The organism is Sphingomonas sp. BRN-1R (genome assembly GCF_057748035.1).
In genome coordinates this window covers 2,593,062-2,616,940 of record NZ_CM173236.1, presented here as the reverse complement: position 1 = coordinate 2,616,940, position 23,879 = coordinate 2,593,062, and the positions used below count along the sequence as shown (strand labels likewise).

Annotated in this window: 21 protein-coding genes and 1 tRNA gene; 16 read left to right on the top strand and 6 right to left on the bottom strand. The window is 68.7% G+C overall.

Going from position 1 to position 23,879, the window contains the following annotated elements; genetic code table 11:
- The first annotated feature begins 52 nt into the window (after positions 1-52).
- The 6 genes from gspK (at position 53) to AC3ANX_RS11940 (ending at position 4,039) form a co-directional block, all read left to right on the top strand.
- Positions 53-1,075, top strand: a complete 1,023-nt coding sequence (gene gspK / locus AC3ANX_RS11965; protein WP_488333505.1) for a type II secretion system minor pseudopilin GspK — start codon at positions 53-55, stop codon at positions 1,073-1,075.
- Complete coding sequence (gene gspL / locus AC3ANX_RS11960; protein ID WP_488333504.1) at positions 1,072-2,166, top strand: type II secretion system protein GspL; 1,095 nt, start codon at positions 1,072-1,074, stop codon at positions 2,164-2,166. The genes gspK and gspL overlap by 4 nt, the downstream gene beginning before the upstream one ends.
- Positions 2,163-2,639: a type II secretion system protein M gene (locus tag AC3ANX_RS11955; RefSeq protein WP_488333503.1), complete on the top strand. Its 477-nt coding sequence runs from the start codon at positions 2,163-2,165 to the stop codon at positions 2,637-2,639. Before gspL ends, AC3ANX_RS11955 begins: the two co-directional genes overlap by 4 nt.
- A 13-nt stretch (positions 2,640-2,652) precedes the next feature.
- Positions 2,653-3,378, top strand: a complete 726-nt coding sequence (gene gspN, locus AC3ANX_RS11950) for a type II secretion system protein N (protein ID WP_488333502.1) — start codon at positions 2,653-2,655, stop codon at positions 3,376-3,378.
- 48 nt (positions 3,379-3,426) lie between these two features.
- Positions 3,427-3,503, top strand: a tRNA-His gene (locus tag AC3ANX_RS11945).
- Positions 3,504-3,637: 134 nt separating this feature from the next.
- On the top strand, positions 3,638-4,039 hold the full coding sequence (locus tag AC3ANX_RS11940) for a hypothetical protein (protein ID WP_488333501.1): 402 nt from the start codon (positions 3,638-3,640) through the stop codon (positions 4,037-4,039).
- Positions 4,040-4,063: 24 nt separating this feature from the next.
- Here AC3ANX_RS11940 and moaB read toward each other — a convergent pair whose 3' ends face one another.
- Genes moaB through AC3ANX_RS11925 form a run of 3 tightly spaced genes read right to left on the bottom strand, consistent with a single transcriptional unit; the run spans position 4,064 to position 7,123 of the window.
- Positions 4,064-4,591, bottom strand: coding sequence for a molybdenum cofactor biosynthesis protein B (gene moaB, locus AC3ANX_RS11935; RefSeq protein ID WP_488333500.1), 528 nt, complete (start codon positions 4,589-4,591; stop codon positions 4,064-4,066).
- Positions 4,581-6,374 carry a lytic transglycosylase domain-containing protein gene (locus tag AC3ANX_RS11930; protein WP_488333499.1) on the bottom strand — a complete coding sequence of 598 codons (1,794 nt, stop codon included), beginning with the start codon at positions 6,372-6,374 and terminating at the stop codon, positions 4,581-4,583. The genes moaB and AC3ANX_RS11930 overlap by 11 nt, the downstream gene beginning before the upstream one ends.
- The gene (locus tag AC3ANX_RS11925) at positions 6,371-7,123 is read right to left on the bottom strand and encodes a uracil-DNA glycosylase (protein WP_488333498.1); all 753 of its coding nucleotides are present in this window, start codon (positions 7,121-7,123) and stop codon (positions 6,371-6,373) included. Before AC3ANX_RS11925 ends, AC3ANX_RS11930 begins: the two co-directional genes overlap by 4 nt.
- A gap of 108 nt (positions 7,124-7,231) precedes the next feature.
- On the opposite strand from AC3ANX_RS11925, the gene AC3ANX_RS11920 reads away from it, so the two are divergent.
- From AC3ANX_RS11920 to AC3ANX_RS11895, 6 genes are all read left to right on the top strand, one after another.
- Positions 7,232-8,893, top strand: a complete 1,662-nt coding sequence (locus tag AC3ANX_RS11920) for an electron transfer flavoprotein-ubiquinone oxidoreductase (RefSeq protein ID WP_488333497.1) — start codon at positions 7,232-7,234, stop codon at positions 8,891-8,893.
- Between the two features lie 258 nt (positions 8,894-9,151).
- Entirely contained in the window at positions 9,152-9,976 is an 825-nt protein-coding gene (locus AC3ANX_RS11915; RefSeq protein ID WP_488333496.1) for a 4-(cytidine 5'-diphospho)-2-C-methyl-D-erythritol kinase, read from the top strand.
- Positions 9,977-10,243: 267 nt separating this feature from the next.
- On the top strand, positions 10,244-11,965 hold the full coding sequence (gene ilvD, locus AC3ANX_RS11910; RefSeq protein ID WP_488333495.1) for a dihydroxy-acid dehydratase: 1,722 nt from the start codon (positions 10,244-10,246) through the stop codon (positions 11,963-11,965).
- On the top strand, positions 11,952-12,350 hold the full coding sequence (locus AC3ANX_RS11905) for a hypothetical protein (protein ID WP_488333494.1): 399 nt from the start codon (positions 11,952-11,954) through the stop codon (positions 12,348-12,350). The genes ilvD and AC3ANX_RS11905 overlap by 14 nt, the downstream gene beginning before the upstream one ends.
- Positions 12,347-13,768, top strand: coding sequence for an NAD(P)H-hydrate dehydratase (locus AC3ANX_RS11900; RefSeq protein WP_488333493.1), 1,422 nt, complete (start codon positions 12,347-12,349; stop codon positions 13,766-13,768). The genes AC3ANX_RS11905 and AC3ANX_RS11900 overlap by 4 nt, the downstream gene beginning before the upstream one ends.
- Positions 13,765-14,949, top strand: a complete 1,185-nt coding sequence (locus tag AC3ANX_RS11895) for a class I SAM-dependent RNA methyltransferase (RefSeq protein ID WP_488333492.1) — start codon at positions 13,765-13,767, stop codon at positions 14,947-14,949. Before AC3ANX_RS11900 ends, AC3ANX_RS11895 begins: the two co-directional genes overlap by 4 nt.
- A 90-nt stretch (positions 14,950-15,039) precedes the next feature.
- Here AC3ANX_RS11895 and truA read toward each other — a convergent pair whose 3' ends face one another.
- Together truA and fmt are read right to left on the bottom strand one after the other, a co-directional pair.
- On the bottom strand, positions 15,040-15,777 hold the full coding sequence (gene truA / locus AC3ANX_RS11890; RefSeq protein WP_488333491.1) for a tRNA pseudouridine(38-40) synthase TruA: 738 nt from the start codon (positions 15,775-15,777) through the stop codon (positions 15,040-15,042).
- A gap of 97 nt (positions 15,778-15,874) precedes the next feature.
- Positions 15,875-16,837 (bottom strand): methionyl-tRNA formyltransferase, encoded by a 963-nt coding sequence (fmt, locus tag AC3ANX_RS11885; protein WP_488333490.1) that lies wholly within the window; start codon positions 16,835-16,837, stop codon positions 15,875-15,877.
- Positions 16,838-16,892: 55 nt separating this feature from the next.
- Here fmt and recR point away from each other — a divergent pair, with 55 nt between their 5' ends.
- The 4 genes from recR to AC3ANX_RS11865 all read left to right on the top strand — a co-directional run bounded on the left by recR (position 16,893) and on the right by AC3ANX_RS11865 (position 20,400).
- Complete coding sequence (gene recR, locus AC3ANX_RS11880; protein ID WP_488333489.1) at positions 16,893-17,489, top strand: recombination mediator RecR; 597 nt, start codon at positions 16,893-16,895, stop codon at positions 17,487-17,489.
- A gap of 45 nt (positions 17,490-17,534) precedes the next feature.
- Entirely contained in the window at positions 17,535-18,074 is a 540-nt protein-coding gene (gene def / locus AC3ANX_RS11875; RefSeq protein ID WP_488333488.1) for a peptide deformylase, read from the top strand.
- A gap of 87 nt (positions 18,075-18,161) precedes the next feature.
- The gene (locus AC3ANX_RS11870) at positions 18,162-19,649 is read left to right on the top strand and encodes a DNA recombination protein RmuC (protein WP_488336938.1); all 1,488 of its coding nucleotides are present in this window, start codon (positions 18,162-18,164) and stop codon (positions 19,647-19,649) included.
- 64 nt (positions 19,650-19,713) lie between these two features.
- Positions 19,714-20,400 carry a GNAT family N-acetyltransferase gene (locus tag AC3ANX_RS11865; protein WP_488333487.1) on the top strand — a complete coding sequence of 229 codons (687 nt, stop codon included), beginning with the start codon at positions 19,714-19,716 and terminating at the stop codon, positions 20,398-20,400.
- A gap of 10 nt (positions 20,401-20,410) precedes the next feature.
- On the opposite strand, the gene mfd is transcribed toward AC3ANX_RS11865, so the two are convergent.
- Positions 20,411-23,863 (bottom strand): transcription-repair coupling factor, encoded by a 3,453-nt coding sequence (gene mfd, locus AC3ANX_RS11860; protein ID WP_488333486.1) that lies wholly within the window; start codon positions 23,861-23,863, stop codon positions 20,411-20,413.
- Between the last annotated feature and the right edge of the window lie 16 nt (positions 23,864-23,879).

The following is a 23,879-nucleotide window of genomic DNA, read 5'->3' as shown; positions in this document are numbered from 1 at the left end:
CCCTGAGCGTGTCGAAGGGCGTGCCCCGAACGGGCGGGCGTATTTCGGGCACGTGCTTCGACAGGCTCAGCACGAACGGGCAGGTGCGGCAGCACGCAAGCGTCGGTCCGAAACCGGCGCGGCGCTGCTGACCGTGCTGTTGCTGGTCGCGGTGATCGCGGTGCTGGCGGCGACCGCGCTCGAACGGCTGCGGATCACGACCCGGCTCGGCGGCAACGCGGTCGCGCTCGATCAGGCGCGCGCCTTCGCGGTGGCAGGGGAGGCGCTCGCGATCAATCGGATCAGCGATCTGCTCGGCCGCGACGCGACCCGCGTGTCCCTCGCAGGCGGGTGGAGCGACACGCCGATCCCGCTGCCGGTGACGGGCGGGATCGTCACGCTGCGCATCACCGATGGCGGAAATTGCTTCAACCTCAACGGCCTCGTCACCAAGGATTCGGACGGCAGCTATGTCGTCAACCAGCCGCAGGTGGAGACGTTCGCCAAGCTGATCCGGTTGGTCGGCGTGTCTGCCCGCTCGCCCGAGGGGATCGCGGCGGCGACGGCGGACTGGATCGACAGCGATACGGTGGCGATCAGCGGCGGGGCGGAGGATAGCGACTATGCGGGTCTCGAAACGTCGTACCGCACCGCCAACACGCTGATGACCGACCGTAGCGAATTGCGCGCGGTGATGGGCGTCACGCCCGAAGTGTATGAGAAGCTCAAGCCGTGGGTGTGCGCGCTGCCGGTCGCGCAAGCCGCTCGGATCAACGTCAACACGCTGATGCCCGAACAGGCGCCGCTGCTCGCCGTGCTGCTGCCCGGCACGCCCAACGTCGCGGCGGCGCGGCGCGCGCTGCTCGAGCGGCCCGCGCTCGGTTATGAGAGCGTGGCGAAGTTCTGGCAGTCGTCCGCGTTCGCGTCGGAGGGCGATCAGGGCGGTGCCTCCGAGCAGACCGCCGTCACCACCAAATGGTTCGCGTTGCGCGTCGATGCGGCCGTCGGCGGCACCGATCTCGAACAAAACAGCCTGATCGACGCATCGACGCTTCCCGCGCGGCTCGTCTCGCGGCAATGGGGCGAAGCATCATGAGGGACACGCTCGTCATCTTCCTGCCTGGCGCGGATACGCCGTGGCGCTGGCTGCGCATCGCGGACGATCACGTCACCGCGCGCGGCGAGGGCTTGCCCGTGCTGCCGGGCGACGACGCGCCGCCGGTGGTGGTGACGCCCGCCGATGCGGTGACGCTGCACTGGGCGGACCTGCCCGATCGCTCTGCCGCGCAGGCGGTGACGGCGGCGCGCATCCTCGCCGCCGAGGCGAGCGCCGCGCCGATCGGCGATCTCCACGTCGCGGTCGGGCGCGAGGCGAGCGGGATCGAGCGGCCGATCGGCGTGGTGGCGATGGCGCAAATGCGCGGCTGGCTCGATACGCTCGCCGCGAACGGGGTCGAGCCGGGCGTGCTGCTGCCCGCGCCGATGCTGTTGCCGCGCCCGGAGAGCGGGTTCGTTGCAGGCGATCTCGGTGGCGAAAGCGTGGTGCGGGGGACCACGACGGGGTTCGCCGACGAGGGCGCGCTGACCGATCTCGTCACCGGCGGCGTTACGCCCGAGCGGCTCGATCGCGCCGCGCTCGATGCGGCGATCGTCGCGGCGGTGGCGATGCCGGTGCTCGATCTGCGGCAGGGCGTTTTCGCGCGGCGCACGCGCTTCGCGGTCGATTGGGCGCTGTTGCGGCGGCTCGGCTGGCTCGGCCTCGCCACTATCGGCGTGAGCCTCGCGATCAGCATCGTGCAGATCGTCAGATATAATGTCGCGGCGGCCGATCTCGAACAGCGCGCCGACCTTGCTGCGCGCGCGGGGTTGCCGGAGGGCGAGACGGTCAACGATGCCGACCGTCAGCTCGATGCGCGGCTCGCCCGGCTGCGCGGGCCGGGGCTTGGGTTCAGCCGCACCGCCGCCACGGTGTTCAGCGCGGTGCGTGCGGTGCCCGGCGCGGAGGTGACGAGCCTCGCGTTCGATTCGAACGGTGCGCTTCGCGTCGGCTTCGCGGCGGACGGCGAGGGGGCGGCGACCGATCTCCAGCAGCGGCTGCGCGCGGCCGGGCTGTCGGTCGATGCTGGCGGTGCGCTCACCGCCTCGGGCGGGCGCATCACGGGGACACTGACGGTGAAGCAGCCATGATCGACGCGCTCAAACTCTGGTTCGACGCGCGTGCCCAGCGCGAGAAATACCTGCTGATCGTGATGGTCGCGCTGTTCGTCGTTACGCTTGGCTGGGCGCTGTACCTGCCGATCGGCGACGCGCTCGATTCGGCGCGGACGCGGCACACCGATGCGGTGATCCGCTATGGCGAGACGCAGGCGCGGGTTCGCGCGATCACGGTGCTGCGCAAGAACGGCCCGGTGCAGATGCCCGGCCCGCTCGACACGGTAATCCGCGATCGCGCCAATGAGGCGGGGTTCGATCTCGCCAGTGTCGGCCCGGCGCCCGGCGGCGGCGTCGCGCTGACGATCGCCAAGGCGAAGCCGGCGGCGTTGCTCGGCTGGGTGGCGACGCTGGAGGGGAGCGGCATCCTGGTCGATTCGTTCTCGGCGACCGACAATGGCGACAAGACCGTGGCGGCGCAGATGACGGTAAAGGCGCAGGGGCAATGAGGGAGCGACGATCATGAGGCGCATCCGGCTCACCACCGGCCCGGCCGCGATCTTCGGCGCGGTGTTCGTGATCGCATTGATCGTGCTGCTGCCGATGCGGCTCGCGCTCGGCGCGCTCGGCGTCGGGGAGCAGGGCCTCGCCGCCCGCGCGGTCGAGGGCAGCGTGTGGCACGGCGCGCTGCGAGAGGCGCAGGTCGGGCAGATCGCGCTCGGCGATCTCGGCGTGGGTGTATCGCCGCTGGCGTTGCTGACCGGGCGCGCGCGGATCGCGCTGGCGGGGCGATCGGGCGATTCGCCTCGCACGGTCCACGGCGCGATCGAGATGAGCCGACACAGCTTCGGCCTCAGCCGGCTGAGCGCAAGCCTGCCCACCGGCAATGTCTTCTCGCCGGTGCCGATCTCCGCGCTTGATCTCGATTCGGTCGACGTGGCGTTCGATGGCGGCACATGCCGGCGCGCGAGCGGACGGGTGAAGGCGTCGCTGAGCGGCGATGTCGCCGGCATCAGTCTCGGTCAGGGGATGGCGGGCGACGCGCGCTGCGACGCGGGCGCTCTGCTGCTGCCGCTCGCCAGCCAGGCGGGCACCGAGCGCGCGGTGATGCGGCTATGGCAGGATGGCCGCTTCCACGCCGATTTGACGATCCGATCGGACGATCCGGCGGCGGCGCAGAAACTGGCGCTGGCCGGATTCCAGCGCGGCGACGAGGGATATACGCTTTCGATCGAAGGAAGGCTGTGACAGCCTTGACGGGCGGCCCTTCCGCCCGCTAGGAGCCGCCCTCTCACGGCGACCGTAGTTCAATTGGTCAGAGCGCCGGCTTGTGATGCCGGATGTTGCGGGTTCAAGTCCCGTCGGTCGCCCCACTTCTCACGCGATATCAGCCTTGTCGGCCGCGGTCCGCGTCGGTCAGCGGGTGGCAACATGTGGTGATCCGGTCGCCATAGCTCATTGTGAGGCACGTCTTCCCGGCATATCATCGCGAAAAAGGGAGGGCCACATGGCGAGCAAAGTACCGCCGACACCGATGAGCAATCTCGTCGAGATTACTGCGCTGACGAACTGGGTTACCACGGGACCGGCGGACGCCTATTTCACGGCGAATGCTCCGGGCCTGATCACCAACGCGGCGATGAGTGCCGCGGTTCGCTTTCGCTGGTTCAACGTCAATATAGGTGGCACCAGCTATAATGTCGGCGTGAACGTCCATTATGTCGCGCCCGGCAAACCCGCATCGCTAGGCGGCCTCTGGATTATCAACACAGTGGCGAACACGGTGTTCGACATGCATCCGCATCAACCGCCGCGCCACCTGCTGCCGCCTTCGCTCTGCGCGACGTTGAAGGCGCATGCCACCGCCAGTGCGGACGGAACGGTAAGGGGTCTCGCCGGCTTGATCTGAACCCGCGGAAGCACGGCGCGGGCTTCAGCGTTCGAGCAGGCGCGGCATCAGTTCGACGAAGTTGCAGGGCTTGTGACGGCTGTCGAGCTGGTCCTTGAGGATGCCGTCCCACCCGTCCTTCACCGCGCCGGTCGAGCCGGGCAGCGCGAAGATGTACGTGCCGCGCGTCACGCAGGCGCAGGCGCGCGACTGGACGGTCGAGGTGCCGATCGTCTTGAAGCTCAGCCAGCGGAACAGTTCGCCGAAGCCGGGGATCATCTTGTCGGCGACGCGCTCGATCGCCTCGGGGGTCACGTCGCGGCCGGTGACGCCGGTGCCGCCGGTGGTGATGATGCAGTCAACTTGCGCGTCGTCGATCAGCGTGTGCAGCCGCGCGACGATCACATCGGCATCGTCCTTGAGGATCTCGCGCGCGGCGAGGACGTGCCCCGCCGCGCTCAGCCGCGCGACGAGCGTGTCGCCCGAACGATCGTCGGCCAGCGTCCGTGTGTCGGAAATGGTGAGCACCGCGATCCTGACCGGCAGGAACGCGGCGTCGAGATCAATTGGCACTGGCGATCGACACCGGCTTGGCGCCGTATGCGGTCATCCGTACCGCGCTCGCGCCCGGCAGGCCGGGGAAGCGCGGCCACAGGCCCTGCGCGAGCGCGGAGCGGCTCGGCGAGGCCTTCTTGCCGGTCTGGCCCTCATAGACCCAATAGTTGCGCAGTACCGTCGTCACGTAACCGCGCGTTTCCCAATAGGGAATCGATTCGATGTAGAGCAGCGGGTCGCCGCCGTCGTGCGCCTGCGCGTTCCACAAGCCGACCGGCACCGCGCCGGCGTTATAGGCCGCGATCACCTTGGGCAGCAGCCCGCCGGTGCAGGGCTGGTCACGCAATTGCTCGAGATAGGACTGGCCGACCTCCATGTTCGCACCCGGACGGGTGAGCGCGGCGCGATCGTAGGAGCGGCCCTGCTTGCGCGCGATGTCGCTGGCGGCAGCAGGCATCACCTGCATCAGGCCGTAAGCGCCCGCAGGGCTGGTGACGGTGGTGCGGAAGCGCGATTCCTGAAGCGCATGCGCATAGACGAGCGCCTTGTCGACGCGCCAGCCGCCATCGGGCGTCCAGTTCGGCGCGGGGAAGCGCGCCTCGAGAGGGGGCGTCGCGCCGGCGGGGCCGTTGTGCGAGAGCCAGACGAGCGTACCGGGCAGGTTGAGCGCCTCGGTGAAGCGCACCAGCGCGGGGAATTCGGACGGGTCGCCGATCCGCGCCTGCTGGCGGATCACCTCGTCGGCGAGGTCGTTCTCGCCGATCTCGACCAGCGCGGCGGCGACGCGGATGTTGGGGCGGCGCGACAGCAGATCCCAATCGCGCGCGAACGAGGTCGGGCTGGTCCGGGCGAGCGGATCGTGGATCGCCAGCGCCTGACGGGCGAGCAGGCCGTAGAAGGTTTCCTTATACTGCGCCGCGCTCTTGAGCCGTGCCTCGATCCGGTCGGGGCGGGCGCACACCATATCGGCGCGCGTCGCCCAGTACAGACCGGCGGCGCGCAGCTCGACATCGGAGGCGCGCGCCGCGACCGTCTCGAAGCCGGTGTCGGCGGCGGCACAATCCTTCTGACGCCATGCCGCCAGCGCACCGACCCAATTGCCCTGCACCGCCCAATCGCCGTAGCCCGATGCAGCCTTGGCGGCCATCAGACGCGCGTTGGTGTCGTCGCCGGAGAGGAAGTACATCCAAGCGACGCGCTGCTGCCATTCGGTGACGGCGTCGCTCGAAAGATTGGGGGTGGATTCGAGCAGCGCCTGCGCGGACGCGCCATCGTCCGCCTTGACGAACGGCTGCATGCGGATCGCGAGTTCGCCCGCCACCATGTCGCTCTTGATCGCCTTGGCGCGCTTGCGCTGCGGCGCGCCGTCGATCCAGGCGAGCTTGCGCGCCATCGGCAGCGGCGGCAGACCGACGCCGCCGCGCGAGGAGGCGAGCGAATAGATCTGCTGCGCCTGCGGCAGTTCGGGCGCATCGGCGAGCAGCTTCATCAGCGGGTCGAGATCGGCCTTGGGCGAACCCTTGGCGGTGATCATCTCGGCACGGGCGATGGCGTGGAGCGGGCCGGGCTTCATCGCGTCGAGCGCGAGCTGCGCGTCCTGCCACTTCTGCGCGCGGATGCTGTCGAACACGGCCATGTAGCCGGCGCGCTGCTCGGCATCGAGCTGCGCGGGAACGCCGGCCGCGAGCGTGGCGGCGGACGACGTGGTGGAGAGAGGGGCGGCCGGTTCGGCGTGAGCGACGGCGGGAACCGCGACGGGCAACAGGGTAAGCGTACAGGCGAGTATGAACTTCGCGGTCACGATTCGGGTCCCCCGATCAACAATTGCAAGTCTCTCCAGGCTTCCGCTTTCTGCGCGGGCCGTTCGAGCAGAAGGCGGGGATGGAAGCTCGCCACCGCCTCGGTCATAGAGTCTTTTATGTCAGGTGAAGGATTAATCCGGTGTAAACCACCTCGAGCATGCGCCACATCCGCCGCAAGTAAGGCTCGGCTCGTCGCGTTGCCGAGGATCAGCAGGCGTTTTGGCGCAACCAACGCCACGTAATGGCGTGCGATTTCGGCGAGCCGATCCTCCGTTTCGGGTGCGATTCGGCCGGCGAGCGGACGCACCGTGCAGAGCGAGGCGAGGTACACGTCGTCCCGCGTCCGGCCGATCGCGGCGAGCATGCGATCGAACAATCGTCCGGCCGCCCCGTCGAGCAGGCGCCCCGCGACCGCATCCTCGCGTTCGGGCGTATCGACCAGCACCATGAGGCCTGCGGCGGGATCGCCCTGCGCCGCGATCGGTGGGCCTCCGCTCCACGCAGCTTCGGGCGCTTCGGTGCCGCCCCGCCACGCGAGGAACGCGTCGAGCGTGGGGGGCAGCGGAACCACCGCCGGTGCCATGGGTTGAGGTGCCAGGGTCCGCTTCGGCGGTGCGGGCGGCGGCGCGGGCGCCGCGAACCAGTCGCGCGGCGCCTCGTCGGCGAGCGATTCCACGCCCGCGTCGCGCCACCATTCGAGCGCGCTCGCGATTGCATCCTGCCATGCGATATTCTGGTCAGCCCCCATATCGTACTTAGAACCCGATGTTGACGTAATGGTCAAATCGCTGGCACTCGGGGTTGGACAAGACGTTGCCTGGACGCGACGAGCATTCGCGACCCGATGGAGAAGATGATGAGTGAACGGGAGTCGATGCCATATGACGTCGTGATCGTGGGCGCAGGGCCGGCCGGCCTCAGCGCGGCGATCCGGCTCAAACAGGTCGCGAACGCGGCCGGGGCCGATCTGTCGGTCTGCGTGCTGGAGAAGGGCTCCGAGGTCGGCGCGCATATTCTTTCGGGTGCGGTGATCGACCCGAAATCGCTCGACGAGCTGATCCCCGACTGGAAGGAGAAGGGCTGCCCGCTCGCCGAGGTGCCCGTCACCGATAACCAGCATTGGATCCTGTCGAAGACCGGCAAGTTCGCGGTGCCGCATCTCATCACGCCGGGCTTCATGCACAACAAGGGCACCTATACCGGCAGCCTCGGCAATCTGTGCCGCTGGCTGGCGACCCAGGCGGAGGAACTCGGCGTCGAGATCTTCCCCGGCTTCGCGGCGGCGGAGATCCTGTTCGATGACAAGGGCACGGTGATCGGCGTCGCGACCGGCGACATGGGCGTCGCGCGCGACGGTACGCACAAGCCCGATTACACGCCCGGCCTCGAACTCCATGCCAAATACACGTTCTTCTCCGAAGGCGTGCGCGGGCATCTCTCCAAGGAGATCATCCGCACCTTCGATCTCGCGCGCGATGCGCAGCCGCAGGTCTATGGGCTCGGCATCAAGGAATTGTGGGACATTCCGGCCGAGCAACACGTCCCCGGCCGCGTGATCCACACGCAGGGCTGGCCATTGAAGGAGACGCCGGGCTCGAACGGCGGCGGCTTCCTGTACCATCAGGCGGGCGGGCAGGTCGCGATCGGCTTCGTGACGTGGCTGTCGTACACCAATCCATATCTCTCGCCCTTTCAGGAGATGCAGCGTTGGAAGACGCATCCCGAGATCGCGGCGATCCTGAAAGGCGGCAAGCGCGTGTCCTACGGCGCGCGTGCGATCAGCGATGGCGGGTTGCAGTCGCTTCCCAAGCTGGTGTTCCCGGGCGGCGCGCTGATCGGCGACAGCGCAGGCTTCCTCAACGTGCCGCGCATCAAGGGCACGCATACCGCGATGAAGTCGGGCATGATGGCGGCGGAAGCTGCGGCCGACGCGATCCTGTCGCAGCGCCAGCACGATGAACTCGCCGCCTACCCGGAGGCGTTCGATGCGAGCTGGGTGAAGCAGGAGCTGTCGGTGGTCCGCAACGTCGTGCCGCTGGTCGAGAAGTTCGGCGAGACGCTCGGCGCGGGGCTCGCCAACGTGACGATGTGGCTGGAAGGCTGGGGCATCAAGATGCCTTTCACCATGAAGCACCACGCCAACCACAAGAGCCTGTGGCGCAAGGATCAGGTCAAGCCGATCGACTATCCCAAGCCCGACGGCGTGCTGACGTTCGACCGGCTTTCCTCGGTGTTCCTGTCGAACACCAACCATGAGGAGGATCAGCCGGTCCACCTGACGTTGCGCGACCCGAACGTGCCGGTCGAATACGACCTGCCGATGTTCGACGAACCGGCGCAGCGCTACTGCCCGGCGGGCGTGTACGAGATTGTCGGTGAGGCGGAGGGCGATCCCAAGTTCGTCATCAACGCGCAGAACTGCGTCCACTGCAAGACCTGCGACATCAAGGATCCGACCCAGAACATCAACTGGGTGGTGCCCGAAGGCGGCGGCGGGCCGAACTATCCGAATATGTGACGCGCCGGGCAAGGCGCAGCATAGCTGCGCCACGCCTCGAGGCGCGTCCGGCCGGCGGCGCTACAGCGCCGACCGACGGCGCGGCTTCGCCGCGCCGGGGCTTGTTCATCTGTCCAATCGTTCGCTGCGGCACTCGATTCACAAAACGTCATGCCGGACTTGTTCCGGCATCCGCCCTGCCGCAAGAGCACGAGCCGGTAGCCGTGCGGAACGGTGGATTCCGGCACCAGGCCGGGGTGACGAAGAGAGAATGCCAAAGTGATCGTCGAAACCGCCCCCGCCAAGATCAATCTCGCGCTCCACGTCCGCGCGCGGCGGGCGGACGGCTATCACGAGCTCGAAACGCTGTTCGCCTTCCTTCAGGATGGCGACGAACTCCGCTTCACCCCCGGCGCGCCCGCCTTCACGATCGAGGGTCCGTTCGCCGCAGCGCTCGCGGGGGAGGGCGACAACCTCGTCCTGCGCGCGGCACGCGCTTTCGCCGAGGCGTTCGACGTGTCCACGGAGGGCGCATGGATACTCGACAAGCGGCTGCCGGTCGCCTCGGGCATTGGCGGCGGATCGGCGGACGCCGCCGCCGCGTTGCGCGTGCTGGCCCGGCATCATGACGTCGCGCTCGATGATCCGCGTTTGTTCGCGGTGGCGGACGCGCTCGGCTCGGACGTACCGGCCTGCCTGCTCGGCGCGCCTGCGCTCGGCACCGGACGCGGCGAGAAGCTCGAGCCGCTTGGCGATCTTGGCGCGGTCCCCGTGCTGCTGGTGAACCCCGGCATCGCCGTATCGACCGGGCCGGTGTTCAAGGCTTGGGACACTGTGGATCGCGGGCCGATCGGCGCCGGCGCGACGCTTGATCGCGCGCTGGCAGGGCGCAACGATCTCGAAGCGCCGGCCCGCTCGATCGCTCCCGCTATCGGCGACGTGATCGACCTGCTCGAAAAGACCGGTCCGCTGCTCGCGCGCATGTCCGGATCAGGCGCGACCTGCTTTGCGTTGTATGAAACGGGGGATGCGCGCATCGCTGCCGCCGACACGGTACGCGCCGCACAGCCGACATGGTGGTGTCTCGAATCGCGACTGTCGTGACACTTCGCTGTCCCATGGTGGCACGAGGTGCCATCCACGCGACGCAGGAACCACGCAAAACCGCCGTTGGCATCGCGCTTGCTCCGCAAGGGCAGAACGGGTCCGCCGCCAGCCGCGCCGCGCCCGCCGATGGTCCTCGGGGCTCCCGCGCGCCATTCTTGGTGGGAGGCGGTGGAAGAGATTTCACCGCCTCTCGCCGCCAAAACGCGACTCATGTGCGCAACAGACTTGCGTCAACAGGGCGTCTCGCGACATAGGGCGCGCATCATGACCCATGTTTTCGACAAATCCCGTCTGCCGAGTCGCCATGTCTCGGTCGGTCCCGAACGCGCTCCGCATCGCAGCTATTATTACGCGATGGGCATTCCCGAGGAGGACATTGCCAAGCCGTTCGTGGCGCTGGCGAGCGCGGGCAACAACAGCGCTCCGTGCAACACCACGCTCGACGGCCAGGCCGATGCCGCGCAGCGCGGCGTGATCGCAGGGGGTGGGATGCCGCGCCGGTTCAACACCATCACCGTCACCGACGGTATCGCGATGGGCCATCAGGGCATGAAGTCCTCGCTGGTCAGCCGCGAGGTGATCGCCGATTCGGTCGAGCTGTCGGTGCGCGGCCATTGCTACGACGCGCTGGTCGGCTTCGCAGGGTGCGACAAGTCGCTGCCCGGCATGATGATGGCGATGCTGCGGCTCAACGTGCCGTCGATCTTCGTCTATGGCGGCTCGATCCTGCCCGGCCGCTTCCACGATCGCGACGTAACCGTGGTCGACGTGTTCGAGGCGGTCGGCAAATATGCCGCCGGCGCGTGCCCGCTGTCGGAGGTCCACGAACTTGAGAAGGTCGCGTGCCCCGGCCACGGCGCGTGCGGCGGCCAGTTCACCGCCAACACGATGGCCTGCGTTGGCGAGGCGATCGGATTGTCGTTGCCGAACAGCAACATGGTGCCGGCACCGTACACCACGCGCGAACAGATCGCGGTTGCGGCCGGCGCGCAGGTGATGGAACTGATCGCCCGCAACCTCCGCCCGCGCGACATTTGCACGCGCGAGGCGTTCGTCAACGCCGCCCGCGTGGTCGCGGCGACCGGCGGCTCCACCAACGCTGCGCTCCACTTGCCGGCGATGGCGAACGAGGCGGGCATCGACTTCGATCTGTTCGACGTCGCCGAGGCTTTCAAATCAACGCCTTACATCGCCGATCTCAAACCGGGCGGTAAGTACGTCGCCAAGGACATGTACGAGGCGGGCGGCGTCTATATGCTGATGAAAACGATGCTGGCCGGCGGCTTCCTCGACGGCAATTGCATCACCGTCACCGGCAAGACGCTCGGCGAGAACATCGACCAGGTGACGTGGAACCCCGACCAGAAGGTCATCTACGACATCGCCACGCCGATCACGCCGACTGGTGGCGTCGTGGGCCTGCGCGGCAGCCTCGCGCCCGATGGCGCGATCGTAAAGGTGGCGGGCATGCATCGCCTCGTGTTCGAAGGCCCGGCGCGCTGTTTCGACCGCGAGGAGGACGCCTTCGCCGCCGTCGAAGCGCGCGCGATCAACGAGGGCGAGGTCATCGTGATCCGCTACGAAGGCCCCAAGGGCGGCCCCGGCATGCGCGAGATGCTCTCCACCACCGCAGCGCTCTACGGGCTCGGCATGGGCGAGAAGGTCGCGCTCATCACCGACGGGCGCTTCTCGGGCGGCACGCGCGGCTTCTGCATCGGCCATGTCGGCCCGGAAGCGGCCGAGGGCGGCCCGATCGCGCTGGTCGAGGATGGCGACACGATCCGCATCGACGCGGAGACCGGCACGATCGACCTGCTCGTCGCTGACGAGGTGCTGGCCGCGCGCAAGGCGACGTGGACGGCGCGGACCAACGATTATCAGGCGGGCGTGTTGTGGCGCTATGCGCAGACGGTCGGTCCTGCCTATAAGGGCGCGGTGACGCACCCCGGGGCAAAGGCTGAAACGCATGTCTATGCGGATATCTAGCGCGCTCGTACTGGCGCTTGCGCTGGCCGCGTGCGGCGAACGCAATACCGACAACGAGACGCTCGCCAACGTCGAGGCGCAGCAGCGCGCGGCGGCGGACGACGACGGGCTGATCGAATGTGCGCCCAAGGGTGCGGCGTCGTTCACGCGCGCCTGCACGGTCGATCGTACCGAGAGCGATCAGGGGCTGGTGCTGACGCTGCGCCACAAGGACGGCGCTTTCCACCGCCTGTTGGTCACGAAGGACGGTCGCGGCGTGATCGCCGCCGATGGTGCCGAGAAGGCGGTGGTGACGGTGCTCGATGCCGGACGGATCGAAGTCGCGCTGGCCGGCGACCGGTATCGCTTGCCGGCGACCGTGAAGGGCGCGGCCAAACACTCATGATCCGACCGGAAGGACAGCCGATCCTCACCGCCGACGCAACACGCGCGGCGGAGGGACGGGTCATCGCGACCGGCGTCAGCGTCGGCGAACTGATGGAGCGCGCCGGGGCGGGTGTGGCGGAGGCGGTGCGGCGGCTTGCGTCGGACGCGCCGGTGCTGGTGCTGTGCGGGCCGGGCAACAACGGCGGCGACGGCTATGTCGCGGCGCGCGTGCTGAAAGCGGCCGGGGTGGACGTGCGCGTCGCTGCGCTCGCCGAACCGAAGACCGATGCTGCGATCGCGGCGCGCGGCGGCTGGAATGGTCCGGTCGAGGCGTTTGCGGACTGTGCGCCCGCGCCGGTGCTGGTCGACGCGCTGTTCGGCACGGGATCGCGCGCGCTCGACCATCCGGTTGCCGACCGGCTTGGCGCGTTGGTCGGCGCGGCGCGGCTGTCGTTCGCGATCGACCTGCCGAGCGGGATGGCGAGCGATAGCGGTGGGTCGGCGCTGGACATGGTCGAATATGATATCACGCTCGCACTGGGCGCGATCAAACCGGCGCATGTGCTTGAACCGGCTGCCGAACATTGCGGTACGGTGCGGCTGATCGACATCGGCCTGGGGTTGTACGACCTGCCGGTGAGCGACGCGAGCCGCGACTGGACGATCGGTCGGCCATGGGTCGCCGCACCCTACCGGTTCGATCACAAATACTCGCGCGGGTTCGTCGTCGTGATCGGCGGTGCGATGCCGGGCGCGGCGGCGCTCGCGTCGGAAGCGGCGATGCACGCGGGCGCAGGCTATGTGATGCTGTTCGCGGATGGCGCGGGTGCGAGCGCGCCACACGCGCTGGTCCGCCGCGACTGGTCGGCGGAGGCGTTCGGCAAGGCGCTGGAGGGAAAGCGGCCTGGCAAGACGACCGTGGTGGTCGGGCCGGGGCTCGGCAAGGGCGAGTATGCGGCAGCGAAGCTCGATGCGGCGCTCGGTTGCGGGCATGCGCTGGTGATCGATGGCGATGCACTTCACCTGCTCGACGATGCGGCGTTCACGCGGATCAAGACGCGCGGCGCGCCGGTCGTGCTCACCCCCCATGCGGGCGAGTTCAAGGCGTTGTTCGGTGATCCTGCGGGCAGCAAGATCGACGCCGCGCGCGAGGCGGCGGCGCGATCGGGCGCGGTGGTGGTGTTCAAAGGGCCGGACACCGTGGTCGCCTATCCCGATGGCCGCACGCGCGTCGCGATGGGTGCGAGCCCGTGGTTGTCGACCGCCGGCACCGGCGACGTGCTGGCAGGGACGATCGCGACGATGCTGGCGGCGGACACGCCGGCGCCGGCCGAGGCGGGCGTGTGGATGCATTCGGAGGCCGCGCGGCGGCTCGGCGGGGCGTTCATCGCCGACGATCTCGCGCGCGAACTCGCCGCAGTGCGGGCATCGCTATGAGCGAGACGATCGTGCGCGTCGCCGCGCGGGGCGACGGCGTGACCGAAAGCGGCCGCCACGCCGCCTTCGCCGCACCGGGCGATACGCTCACCGAAAGCGGCGAGGTCGTGCCCGGGCCGCATCATCAGGTGCCGCCATGCCGTCACTTTCCCGCATGTGGCGGGTGTCAGCTTCAGCACCTGGATGATGCGGCCTATGCGCAGTTCGTGGTGGACCGGATTGCCGGGGCGCTTGCCGCGCAGGGGCTTGAGGCGCCGATCCGCACCCCGCTGCTGTCGCCGCCGCGCAGCCGGCGTCGTGCGGCGCTACAGGCGGAACTGCGCGAGGGGCGGCTCCGGATCGGCTTCAGCGAGAATGCCAGCCATGCGATCGTCGATCTTGCGGAATGTCATGTACTCACGCCGAAATTGTTCGCGATTCTCGCACCTTTGCGGAAAGTACTCGGATTGTGGCTGAAGAAGGGGAGGCGCGCCCGGCTGCACCTCACCGAAGCGGATCAGGGCATCGACCTGCTGATCGAGGGCGTCGAAGCGGAGGGGTTGGCGACGGCCGAGGCGATCACCGCGTTCGCGCAGGCGAATGGTGTCGCCCGGCTGTCGATCGACTCCGGCCTCGGCCCGGAAACGCGCTGGGAGCCCGAGCCGATCACGATTGCGCTCGGCGGCGTGCCCGTGCCGATGCCGCCCGCCGCCTTCCTCCAGGCGACGCGCGAGGGTGAGGCGGCGCTGGTCGCAGCGGTGCGTGAGGCGATCGGCGACGCGACGGTTATTGCCGATCTGTTCGCCGGGCTCGGCACGTTCGCGCTGTCGTTGCCGGGGAAGGTCTATGCCGGCGAGGCGGCGCGCGATGCGATCCTGTCGCTCAAGGCCGGGGCCGCGCGCGCCGGGCGGACGGTGTTCGCCGACCACCGCGACCTGTTCCGCCGCCCGCTCACCAGCGCGGAATGTGATCGGTTCGGCTGCGTGGTGCTCGATCCGCCGCGTGCGGGCGCGCGGGAACAGGTGCTGCAACTGGCAGGGTCGAAGGTGCCGGTGATCGCCTATGTTTCCTGTAATGCCAGCAGCTTCGCGCGCGATGCGGAGATTTTGTGTCAGGCGGGGTATCGGATCGATTGGGTGCAGCCGGTGGGACAATTTCGCTGGTCAACGCATGTCGAACTTGCCGCGCGTTTGAGCCGCTGAGCGTCGCCCCGGCGCAGGCCGGGGCAGTTGAGTAGTTTGGCGAGCCGCTCGCACCATAGGCAGCGGCCCCGGCCTGCGCCGGGGCGACCCTCAGTAATCCGCGCGCAGGAAGTACAGCCCATCCGGCGGCGCATTGAACCCGAGAGCGGCGCGGTCGCGCGCCTCGAGCGCATCGCCCACGTCGTCGGGCGTCCACTTGCCTTGCCCGACCAGCGCGAGGCAGCCCACCATCGAGCGCACCTGATGGTGCAGGAACGACCGCGCCGAGGCTGATACGACGATGCGATCGCCGCTCGCGTTCACCTCAAGCCGGTCGAGCGTGCGCAGCGGGCTGTCCGCCTGACAATGCGCCGAGCGGAAGGTGGTGAAGTCATGCCGCCCGACCAGCCGCTGCGCGCCCTCCGCCATCGCCGCAACGTCGAGCGCTTGCGGCACGCGCCACGCCAGCCCGGTCTCGAAGGTCAGCGGCGCGCGGCGGGTGACGATCCGATAGGCGTAGTGCCGCGCGACGCAGGAGAAGCGCGCGTGCCAGTCGTCCGCCACCGCATCGCAGGTGAGGATCGCGACCGGGTGCGGGCGCAGCTTGGCGTTGAGCGCCTCCATCAGCCGGAACGGTGCGATGTCGCGGGCGATATCGAGGTGCGCACGCATGCCCGTGGCGTGAACGCCCGCGTCGGTGCGGCCGGCGGCGTGGACCGCGACGGTTTCGCCGGTGATGGCGTGCGCGGCGGTTTCGATCGCCTCCTGCACGCTCGGCCCGTGCAACTGGCGCTGCCAGCCTATGAAGGGGCGGCCGTCATACTCTACCGTGAGGGCGAAGCGGGTCATACGTCGCGCCGGCGCAGGCTGGGGCCGGTTCGTAACGTGGCGACGGTCTCGCATCCGACGCAGCGGCCCCGGCCTGCGCCGGGGCGACGGAGAGAGGTCATAGCTGTGTCCCGGCTGCGATCGGGAAGCCGCGCAGCAGTTCGCCTGCCGTCATGGCGCCACGCCCGGCGCGCTGGAGCAGCGTCGCCCGGATCGCGCCGTCGCCGCAGGCGATGGTGAGCGCGTCGTCCAGCACCACACCGTCACCCCAGCGAACGCTGGGGTCTTGCGCGGCTGTCGCTGTGGCTTCCCCCGAAAGATCCCGGCTTTCGCCGGGATGACGAATTTGGCACGCGAGCAGCTGGATCCGTTCACCCGCCACCTCGAACCACGCGCCCGGCACCGGGTTGAACGCGCGCACCTGCCGCTCGACCTGTTCGGCGGGCGCGCACCAGTCGATCCGCGCCTCGGCCTTGTCGATCTTGGCGGCGTAGGTGATGCCGTCCTCGGGCTGCGGCATGGGCGGAAAGGCGTCGGGGTCGGCCAGCACCTCGATCATCAGCCGCGCGCCCATCGCGCTCAGTTCGTCGGTCAGCGCGCCTGCGGTCTTGCCCGCCACCGCCGTGCGCCCTTCCAGCCGCACCGGGCCGGTATCGAGCCCGGCCTCCATCTGCATGATGCCGACGCCGGTCTCGGCATCGCCCGCCAGGATCGCGCGCTGGATCGGCGCGGCACCACGCCAGCGCGGCAGCAGCGAGGCGTGGACGTTGAGACACCCCAAACGCGGCGCATCGAGCACCGCGCGCGGCAGGATCAGGCCATAGGCGGCGACCACCGCCACATCCGCGTCCAAAGCCGCGAACGCCGCCTGCGCCTCGGCATCGCGCAGCGTCGCGGGCGTGCGCACGTCGATGCCGAGCGCCTGCGCCGCCGTCGCAACCGGCGTCGGCGTCAAGGCCTTGCCGCGCCCGGCGCGGCGCGGCGGCTGGCTATAGACCGCCACCACCTGATGCCCCGCATCGACCAGCGCGCGCAGCACCGGCACCGAGAATTCGGGGGTTCCCATGAAAATGATCCGCATGCGGACGCCTCTGGCCGCTTGTCGGGGGGCACCGCAACCCCCTATCTGTTCCGCGATGGCCTCTCCCGAAATCGACGCGCTCACGCAGGCGCTCTCCCGCCTGCCGGGGCTCGGACCGCGCTCGGCGCGGCGCGCGGTGCTGCATCTGCTCAAGAAGCGCGAGGGTGCGCTCGGCCCGCTGCTCGCCGCGCTGACGGCGGTGGAGGCGCGGCTGACCGACTGCCACATCTGCGGCAATGTCGACACCACCGATCCGTGCGCGATCTGCGCCGACCCGCGCCGCGATGCCCGCGCGTTGTGCGTGGTCGAGGAGGTGGCGGACCTGTGGGCGCTCGATCGATCGCGGCTGTTCCCGGGGCGGTTCCATGTGCTCGGCGGCCGGCTGTCGGCGCTGGAGGGGGTGCGGCCCGAGGATCTCAGCATCGACAGCCTCGTGCGGCGGATCGAGGCGGGCGGCGTGGACGAGGTCGTGCTGGCGATGAACGCCACGCTCGAGGGGCAGACCACCGCGCATTATATCGCCGAGCGGATCGAACGCTTTCCGGTGCGTGTGACGCAGCTCGCGCATGGCCTGCCGGTCGGGGGTGAGCTGGACTATCTCGACGAAGGCACGCTCGCGCAGGCGCTCCGCGCGCGGCGGCCGGTTGCGTAATCACGCCGGCTTGACGAACCGGTGCGTGCTTCCTAGCTCGCTGGCATGGCCATTCTGGAAATCCTCGAAGTCCCCGATCCGCGTCTGAAGAAGATCGCGAAGCCCGTCGAAACGATCGACGACGGCGTGCGCAAGATCGTTTCGGACATGTTCGACACGATGTACGATGCGAGGGGGATCGGGCTCGCCTCGATCCAGGTCGCGGTCGATCAGGCGATCGTGGTGATCGACCTTCAGGAAGACGAGCCGCCGCTTGAGGAAGGCGGCGAGCCGCGCCCCGGCCGCCAGCCGCGCGTGTTCATCAATCCCGAGATCAAATGGCAGAGCGACGACCTCGCCACCTATGCCGAAGGGTGCCTGTCGATCCCGGAGAATTACGCCGATGTCGAGCGTCCCGCGCGGTGCCGCGTGTCGTGGCTCGACCTCGACGGCTCGCCCCGTGAGGAGGAGTTCGACGGGTTGATGTCGACCTGTATCCAGCATGAGATGGATCACCTTGCCGGGATCGTCTTCATCGACCATGTCTCGCGGCTCAAGCGCGACATGATCCTCAAGAAGCTGGCGAAGGCGCGGAAGGCCGCCTGACGCACGGCTTGTCGCACGGCGGTTGATCGTCGCCTCGCGAAGAAGTAGGTTCGCGCTTCGTTCCGGGGGAGCAAGCGTTTGGACCTGATGTTCGGTATCGTCGTGATTCTCGCGTTGCTTGGCGGCCTCGCTCTGGGGTGGTTCCTCGGGCAGCGCGGTGTCGTTGCCATGCAGGCCGAGCGCGATGCGCGCGAGGCGGATTTCAAGCGTGCGATCGTCGATCTCGCTGGCGCGGAGGAGCGCGCCCGTGCGGCGTTCGGCCTGCGCGAGGAACTTGCCGAGGCACGCGCCGATCTGTCGGAGATGCGCGAGGAGCGCGACCGGGTTCGGCTGGAGAATACCGAGCTTCGCACCCATGCGGCGGCGTTCGAGAAGCGGCTCGACGAGATGCGCGATGCCGACGACGCGCGGCTGAAGCTGGTGCGCGAGGCGCATGAGACGCGGGTGGCGGAACTGCTCCACGCCAAGGATCTGCTCGCGACGCAGTTCGCCGAGGTGTCGAACAAGCTGCTCGCCGATGCGCAGGAGGCGTTCCTCAAGCGTGCCGACGCGCGTTTCCGCCAGTCGGAGGAAACGGCGGGGCAGAACCTCAAGTCGATGCTCCAGCCGGTCAGCGATCGCCTGCTCCGCTACGAGGAGACGGTGACCAAGGTCGAGGCCGAGCGGCTGAGCGCGTTCGATCAGTTGAAGGGGCAGCTCGAAGGCCTGCGCGCAGGGCAGGAGAAGGTGTCGAGCGAGGCGGCCAAGCTGGTCAATTCGCTGCGCAATGCGCCGAAATCACGCGGGCGCTGGGGCGAGCAGCAGTTGAAGAACGTGCTCGAAACCTGCGGCCTGTCCGAACACACCGATTTCCAGACCGAAGTGAGCATCGCTGGCGGCGACGAGGGCGGGCGGCTGCGCCCCGACGCGATCGTCAAGGTGCCGGGCGGGCGCAGTCTGGTGATCGACGCCAAGGTGTCCTTGAATGCTTATCAGGATGCGTTCGGCGCGGTCGACGAGGCGGAGCGCAAGACCGGGCTCGCCGCGCATGCCGCCTCGATGCGCGCGCACGTCAACGGGCTTGGCAACAAGGCGTATTGGAACCAGTTCGCCGACGCGCCCGATTACGTCATCATGTTCGTGCCGGGGGAGCATTTCCTGTCCGCCGCGCTCGAATTCGATCCCACCTTGTGGGACTTCGCGTTCGAGAAGCGCGTGCTGCTGGCGACTCCGACCAACCTGATCGCGATCGCGCGGACGGTCGATGCGGTGTGGCGGCAGGAGAAGATGGCCAAGCAGGCGCAGGAGATCGGCGCGCTCGGCAAGGAACTCTACGAGCGGCTCGCCAAGGCGGCGGGCGATCTGCGCAAGGTCGGCGGCGGGCTGACCTCGGCGGTGAACAATTACAACACGTTCGTGAGCAGCTTCGAAAGCCGCGCACTGGTGACGGCGCGCAAATTTCGCGATCTCAACATCGACACAGGCGCCAAGGAGATCGAGGAGGCGCCCCCGGTCGAGGCGCTGGCGCGCTACGGCGATGTCCAGCCCGCGCTGGCGGCACCCGAGCCTGCCGAACTGGACGCGGCGGCCGAATAGGGCGCTTGCCTCCGCTCAGGGGCGTGAATTGCGGCCAGCCGGGATCGCGCGCTAAAGGAGGGGCATGTCCGCCACTCATCCGCTCGATTGTCCCGCCTGGTCCGCACTGACCGGACGCCACGCCGCCTTCGCGATCGTCGAGGGCGGCGCGCGCCGCTATGATCCGGCTTACGGCGTGTTCGCGGGTGTCGATAGCGCGTCGGCGGCGGATATGGTCGATCTCACCACCATCGTCGTTGCGCATGGCGACGTTGCGATCCTCGACGGCAGCCCGCTACCCGCGACGTCTGGCCTGGCGGTCGTGTCCAACGATCCGGGCGTTCAGATGGTGGCGGCGCGGCTGGAGAGCGGATCGCCCTCCGGGTTCGTGATCGAGCCGCTTGGCGATGCGGACGGTGCGGCGATGCTGGCGCTTGCCACGCTGACTCAGCCGGGGCCGTTCTTCACGCGGACGCATCAGCTTGGCGACTTCTTCGGCGTGAAGATCGACGGACAGCTCGTCGCGATGGCGGGCGAGCGGATGAAGCCTGACGGCTTCACCGAAGTCAGCGGGGTCTGCACGCATCCCGATCATCGCGGGCGCGGTTACGCCGCCGCGCTGCTCTGCCACGTTGCCGAACGCATCCTCGATCGTGGCGAGACGCCGTTCCTGCACGCTTATGCGACCAACCATAGCGCGATCGCATTGTACGAGCGGCTCGGGTTCGTGCTGCGGCGGACCGTCACGATGACGCGGCTGACCGCGCGCTAGGCAGCGCCGCTCAGCCCGCCGCCTTGGCCAGCCCCTTCGCCAGTTGCAGCGCGCCGTTGAGCCGCGCCTTCGGGTCGCCCCAGGCGCGCGTCACCACCAGCTTGCTGTCGGGGCGCAGCTTCGCCACGTCGCCGACGCGGGCGAGCCAGGCGAGCAGGCCGTCGACGTTGGGCGGCTTGTCGTCGTGGAACGACACCAACGCGCCGCGCGGACCGACGTCGATCTTCGCGACGCACGCCTTCTTAGCGTGCAGCTTGATCTCGATGATGCGGACCAGATTCTCGGTCGGGTCGGGTAGCGGGCCGAACCGGTCGATCAGCTCGGCGGCGAACGCCTCGACCTCGACCGTGTCCTCGAGGTCGTTGAGGCGGCGGTACAGGCCCATGCGCAGGTCGAGATCGGGCACGTAATCCTCGGGGATCAGGATCGGCGCATCTACGGTGATCTGCGGCGAGAAGTCCTTGGGCCGGATGCGCGCGCCGCCGGCCTTGGCCTCCATGATCGCCTCCTCCAGCATCGCCTGGTAGAGCTCGTAGCCGACCTCCTTGATATGCCCCGACTGTTCGTCGCCGAGCAGATTGCCCGCGCCGCGCTGGTCGAGATCGTGGCTGGCAAGCTGGAAGCCACCGCCGAGGCTGTCGAGATCGCTCAGCACCTTCAGGCGCTTCTCCGCGGTCTCGGTCATGATCCGGTCGGCAGGCGTGGTGAGATAGGCATAGGCGCGAGTCTTGCCGCGCCCGACGCGGCCGCGAAGCTGGTAGAGCTGGGCGAGGCCGAAGCGGTCGGCGCGGTGCAGGATCATCGTGTTGGCGCTCGGAATGTCGAGCCCACTTTCGACGATGGTGGTGGAGACCAGCACCTCGAACTTTTTGTCGTAGAAGGCGGACATGCGCTCCTCGACCTCGGTTGGCGACATCTGGCCGTGAGCGACCACGAAACGAATCTCGGGCACGCCTTCGCGCAGGAACTCCTCGATCTCGGGCAGATCGGCGATGCGCGGCGTCACGAAGAAGCTCTGCCCGCCGCGATAATGTTCGCGTAAGAGCGCCTCGCGCAGCACCATCGGATCCCACGGCATCACATAGGTGCGCACCGCGAGCCGGTCGACCGGCGGGGTCTGGATCACCGACAGTTCGCGCAGGCCCGACATCGCCATTTGCAGCGTGCGCGGGATCGGCGTGGCGGTGAGGGTGAGGACGTGAACGTCGGACTTGAGCGCCTTGAGCCGCTCCTTGTGGGTGACGCCGAAGCGCTGTTCCTCATCGACGATGACGAGGCCGAGCCGCTTGAACTCGATCCCCTTGGCGAGGATCGCGTGCGTGCCGACCACTACGTCGACCGTACCGTCGGCGAGGCCTGACTTCGTCGCCTTCATCTCGGCGGCGGTGACGAGGCGCGACAGACGGCCGACCTTGATCGGGAAGCCTTCGAAGCGGCTGGCGAAATTGTTGAAATGCTGGCGCGCGAGCAACGTCGTCGGGCACACCACCGCGACCTGCTTGCCCGCCATCGCGGCGGCGAACGCGCCGCGCAGCGCGACCTCGGTCTTGCCGAAGCCGACATCGCCGACGACGAGCCGGTCCATCGGCGTGCCCTTGGCGAGGTCTTCCAGCACATCGCCGATCGCGCGGTCCTGATCCTCGGTTTCCTCATAGGGGAAGCGATCGACGAATTCGGTATAGCCGCTTTCCGCCTCGATCACGTCGGCGGGGCGGAGCGCGCGTTCGGCCGCCGTGGCGATCAGCTCGCCGGCGATCTCGCGGATGCGCTCCTTCATGCGGCTCTTGCGGCGCTGCCACGCCTCGCCGCCGAGCTTGTCGAGGCTCGCGCCCTCCGCATCCGAACCGTAGCGCGACAGCACGTCGATATTCTCGACCGGCACGAACAGCTTGTCGCCGCCCGCGTAGCTCAGCGCGACGCAATCGTGCGGGCTCTTGCCGACGGGGATCGAGGTCAGCCCCTCGTAGCGGCCGATGCCGTGGTCGACATGGACGACGAGATCGCCCGGCGTCAGCATCGCCAGTTCGGCGAGGAAGGCGTCGGCGGATTTCTTGCGCTTGGTGCGGCGCACCAGCCGGTCGCCGAGCATGTCCTGCTCGGTCAGCAGCGCGACGTCGGGGGTGGTGAAACCGTGGTCGAGCGGCAGCACCATCAAAGCGACACCGCTGTCGGCCTTGCCGAGCGCTTCCTGCCAGGTCGCGACCTTGGTGGCGGCCTTGAGCCCATGGTCGGCCAGCAACGTCGCCAGCCGCTCGCGCGAACCGCCCGAATAACTGGCGAGCACGGGCTTGCGGCCCTGTTTGCGCAAGGTTGCGATATGCTCGACCACCGCCTCATAGACGTTGGCGCCGCTCACCCGGTCGGGCGCGAAATCGCGCGGGCCGTCGACCTGGAAGTCGAGCACGGTCGCGCTCTCGGGTTCGTGGAAGGGCGTCGAAAGGTGCGCGCGGGCGGTGGCGAGCGCCTCGGCGAACTCCTTCTGCATCAGGTACAGCGCACCGGGTGGGAGCGGACGGTAGCTGCCGGGTTCGTTGCTCAGCGCGCGCACGCGGTTGGCGTGATAGTCGTTGATCGCCTCGAAGCGCTGCTCGGCCGCCGCTTCGACGCCAGCCTCACGCACCACCACCGCGTCGCCGCCGATGTGATCGAACAGGCTGACCAGCTTGTCCTCGAACAGCGGCAGCCAATGCTCCATGCCGGCGAGCCGCCGCCCGTCGCTGATCGCCTGATAGAGCGGATCGCCGGTCGCGGTCGCGCCGAAGCGTTCCCGGTAGCGGCTGCGGAAGCGCTTGATGCTGTCCTCGTCGAGCAGCGTCTCGGAGGCGGGCAACAGCGTGAAGCCGTCGATGCGGCCGGTGGTGCGCTGGTCGGCGGGATCGAAGGTGCGGACCGATTCGATCTCGTCGCCGAAGAAGTCGAGCCGCAGCGCCTGTTCGGCGCCGCTCGGGAACAGATCGACCAAGCCGCCGCGCACCGCGAACTCGCCCGAATCGGCGACGGTCTCGACGCGGACGTAGCCATTGGCCTGAAGCAGCACGGCCAGCTTGTCGCGCCCGATCCGCTCGCCCGGCGCGAGCCTGGCGACCAACTGGCGGATGCGGAACGGCGTGAGCGTGCGTTGCGCGACCGCGTTGGCGGTGGTGACGAGCAGTTGCGGCGTGTTGGGGGTAGCTTGCAGGCGGTGCAGCGTCGCCATTCGCTGGGCCATGACACGCAGCGTCGGCGAGGCGCGATCATAGGGCAGGCAGTCCCACGCCGGGAACATCAGCACTTCAAGATCGGGCGCGAACACCGGCGCGGTCGCCGCGACCGCTCGCATCGCCGCCTCGTCGGGCGCGATATACACCGCGCGGCTGGGCGCGGCGCGCGCGAGATCGGCGAGCAGCCACGGTGCGAACCCGTTCGGGACGCCGGCAAGCGTGAGCGGCGCCTTGGCGGCAAGGATGGTTTTCAGATCGGGCATGGGTTCTTCTGCTTGC

Excerpts from the sequence above, each read along its gene's own strand:
- gspL (WP_488333504.1), top strand. The coding sequence starts at position 1,072 with ATGAGGGACACGCTCGTCATCTTCCTGCCTGGCGCGGATACGCCGTGG.
- AC3ANX_RS11955 (WP_488333503.1), top strand. The coding sequence starts at position 2,163 with ATGATCGACGCGCTCAAACTCTGGTTCGACGCGCGTGCCCAGCGCGAG.
- gspN (WP_488333502.1), top strand. The coding sequence starts at position 2,653 with ATGAGGCGCATCCGGCTCACCACCGGCCCGGCCGCGATCTTCGGCGCG.
- AC3ANX_RS11940 (WP_488333501.1), top strand. The coding sequence starts at position 3,638 with ATGGCGAGCAAAGTACCGCCGACACCGATGAGCAATCTCGTCGAGATT.
- AC3ANX_RS11925 (WP_488333498.1), bottom strand. The coding sequence starts at position 7,123 with ATGGGGGCTGACCAGAATATCGCATGGCAGGATGCAATCGCGAGCGCG.
- AC3ANX_RS11920 (WP_488333497.1), top strand. The coding sequence starts at position 7,232 with ATGAGTGAACGGGAGTCGATGCCATATGACGTCGTGATCGTGGGCGCA.
- ilvD (WP_488333495.1), top strand. The coding sequence starts at position 10,244 with ATGACCCATGTTTTCGACAAATCCCGTCTGCCGAGTCGCCATGTCTCG.
- AC3ANX_RS11905 (WP_488333494.1), top strand. The coding sequence starts at position 11,952 with ATGCGGATATCTAGCGCGCTCGTACTGGCGCTTGCGCTGGCCGCGTGC.
- AC3ANX_RS11900 (WP_488333493.1), top strand. The coding sequence starts at position 12,347 with ATGATCCGACCGGAAGGACAGCCGATCCTCACCGCCGACGCAACACGC.
- AC3ANX_RS11895 (WP_488333492.1), top strand. The coding sequence starts at position 13,765 with ATGAGCGAGACGATCGTGCGCGTCGCCGCGCGGGGCGACGGCGTGACC.
- truA (WP_488333491.1), bottom strand. The coding sequence starts at position 15,777 with ATGACCCGCTTCGCCCTCACGGTAGAGTATGACGGCCGCCCCTTCATA.
- fmt (WP_488333490.1), bottom strand. The coding sequence starts at position 16,837 with ATGCGGATCATTTTCATGGGAACCCCCGAATTCTCGGTGCCGGTGCTG.
- recR (WP_488333489.1), top strand. The coding sequence starts at position 16,893 with ATGGCCTCTCCCGAAATCGACGCGCTCACGCAGGCGCTCTCCCGCCTG.
- def (WP_488333488.1), top strand. The coding sequence starts at position 17,535 with ATGGCCATTCTGGAAATCCTCGAAGTCCCCGATCCGCGTCTGAAGAAG.
- AC3ANX_RS11870 (WP_488336938.1), top strand. The coding sequence starts at position 18,162 with ATGTTCGGTATCGTCGTGATTCTCGCGTTGCTTGGCGGCCTCGCTCTG.
- AC3ANX_RS11865 (WP_488333487.1), top strand. The coding sequence starts at position 19,714 with ATGTCCGCCACTCATCCGCTCGATTGTCCCGCCTGGTCCGCACTGACC.
- mfd (WP_488333486.1), bottom strand. The coding sequence starts at position 23,863 with ATGCCCGATCTGAAAACCATCCTTGCCGCCAAGGCGCCGCTCACGCTT.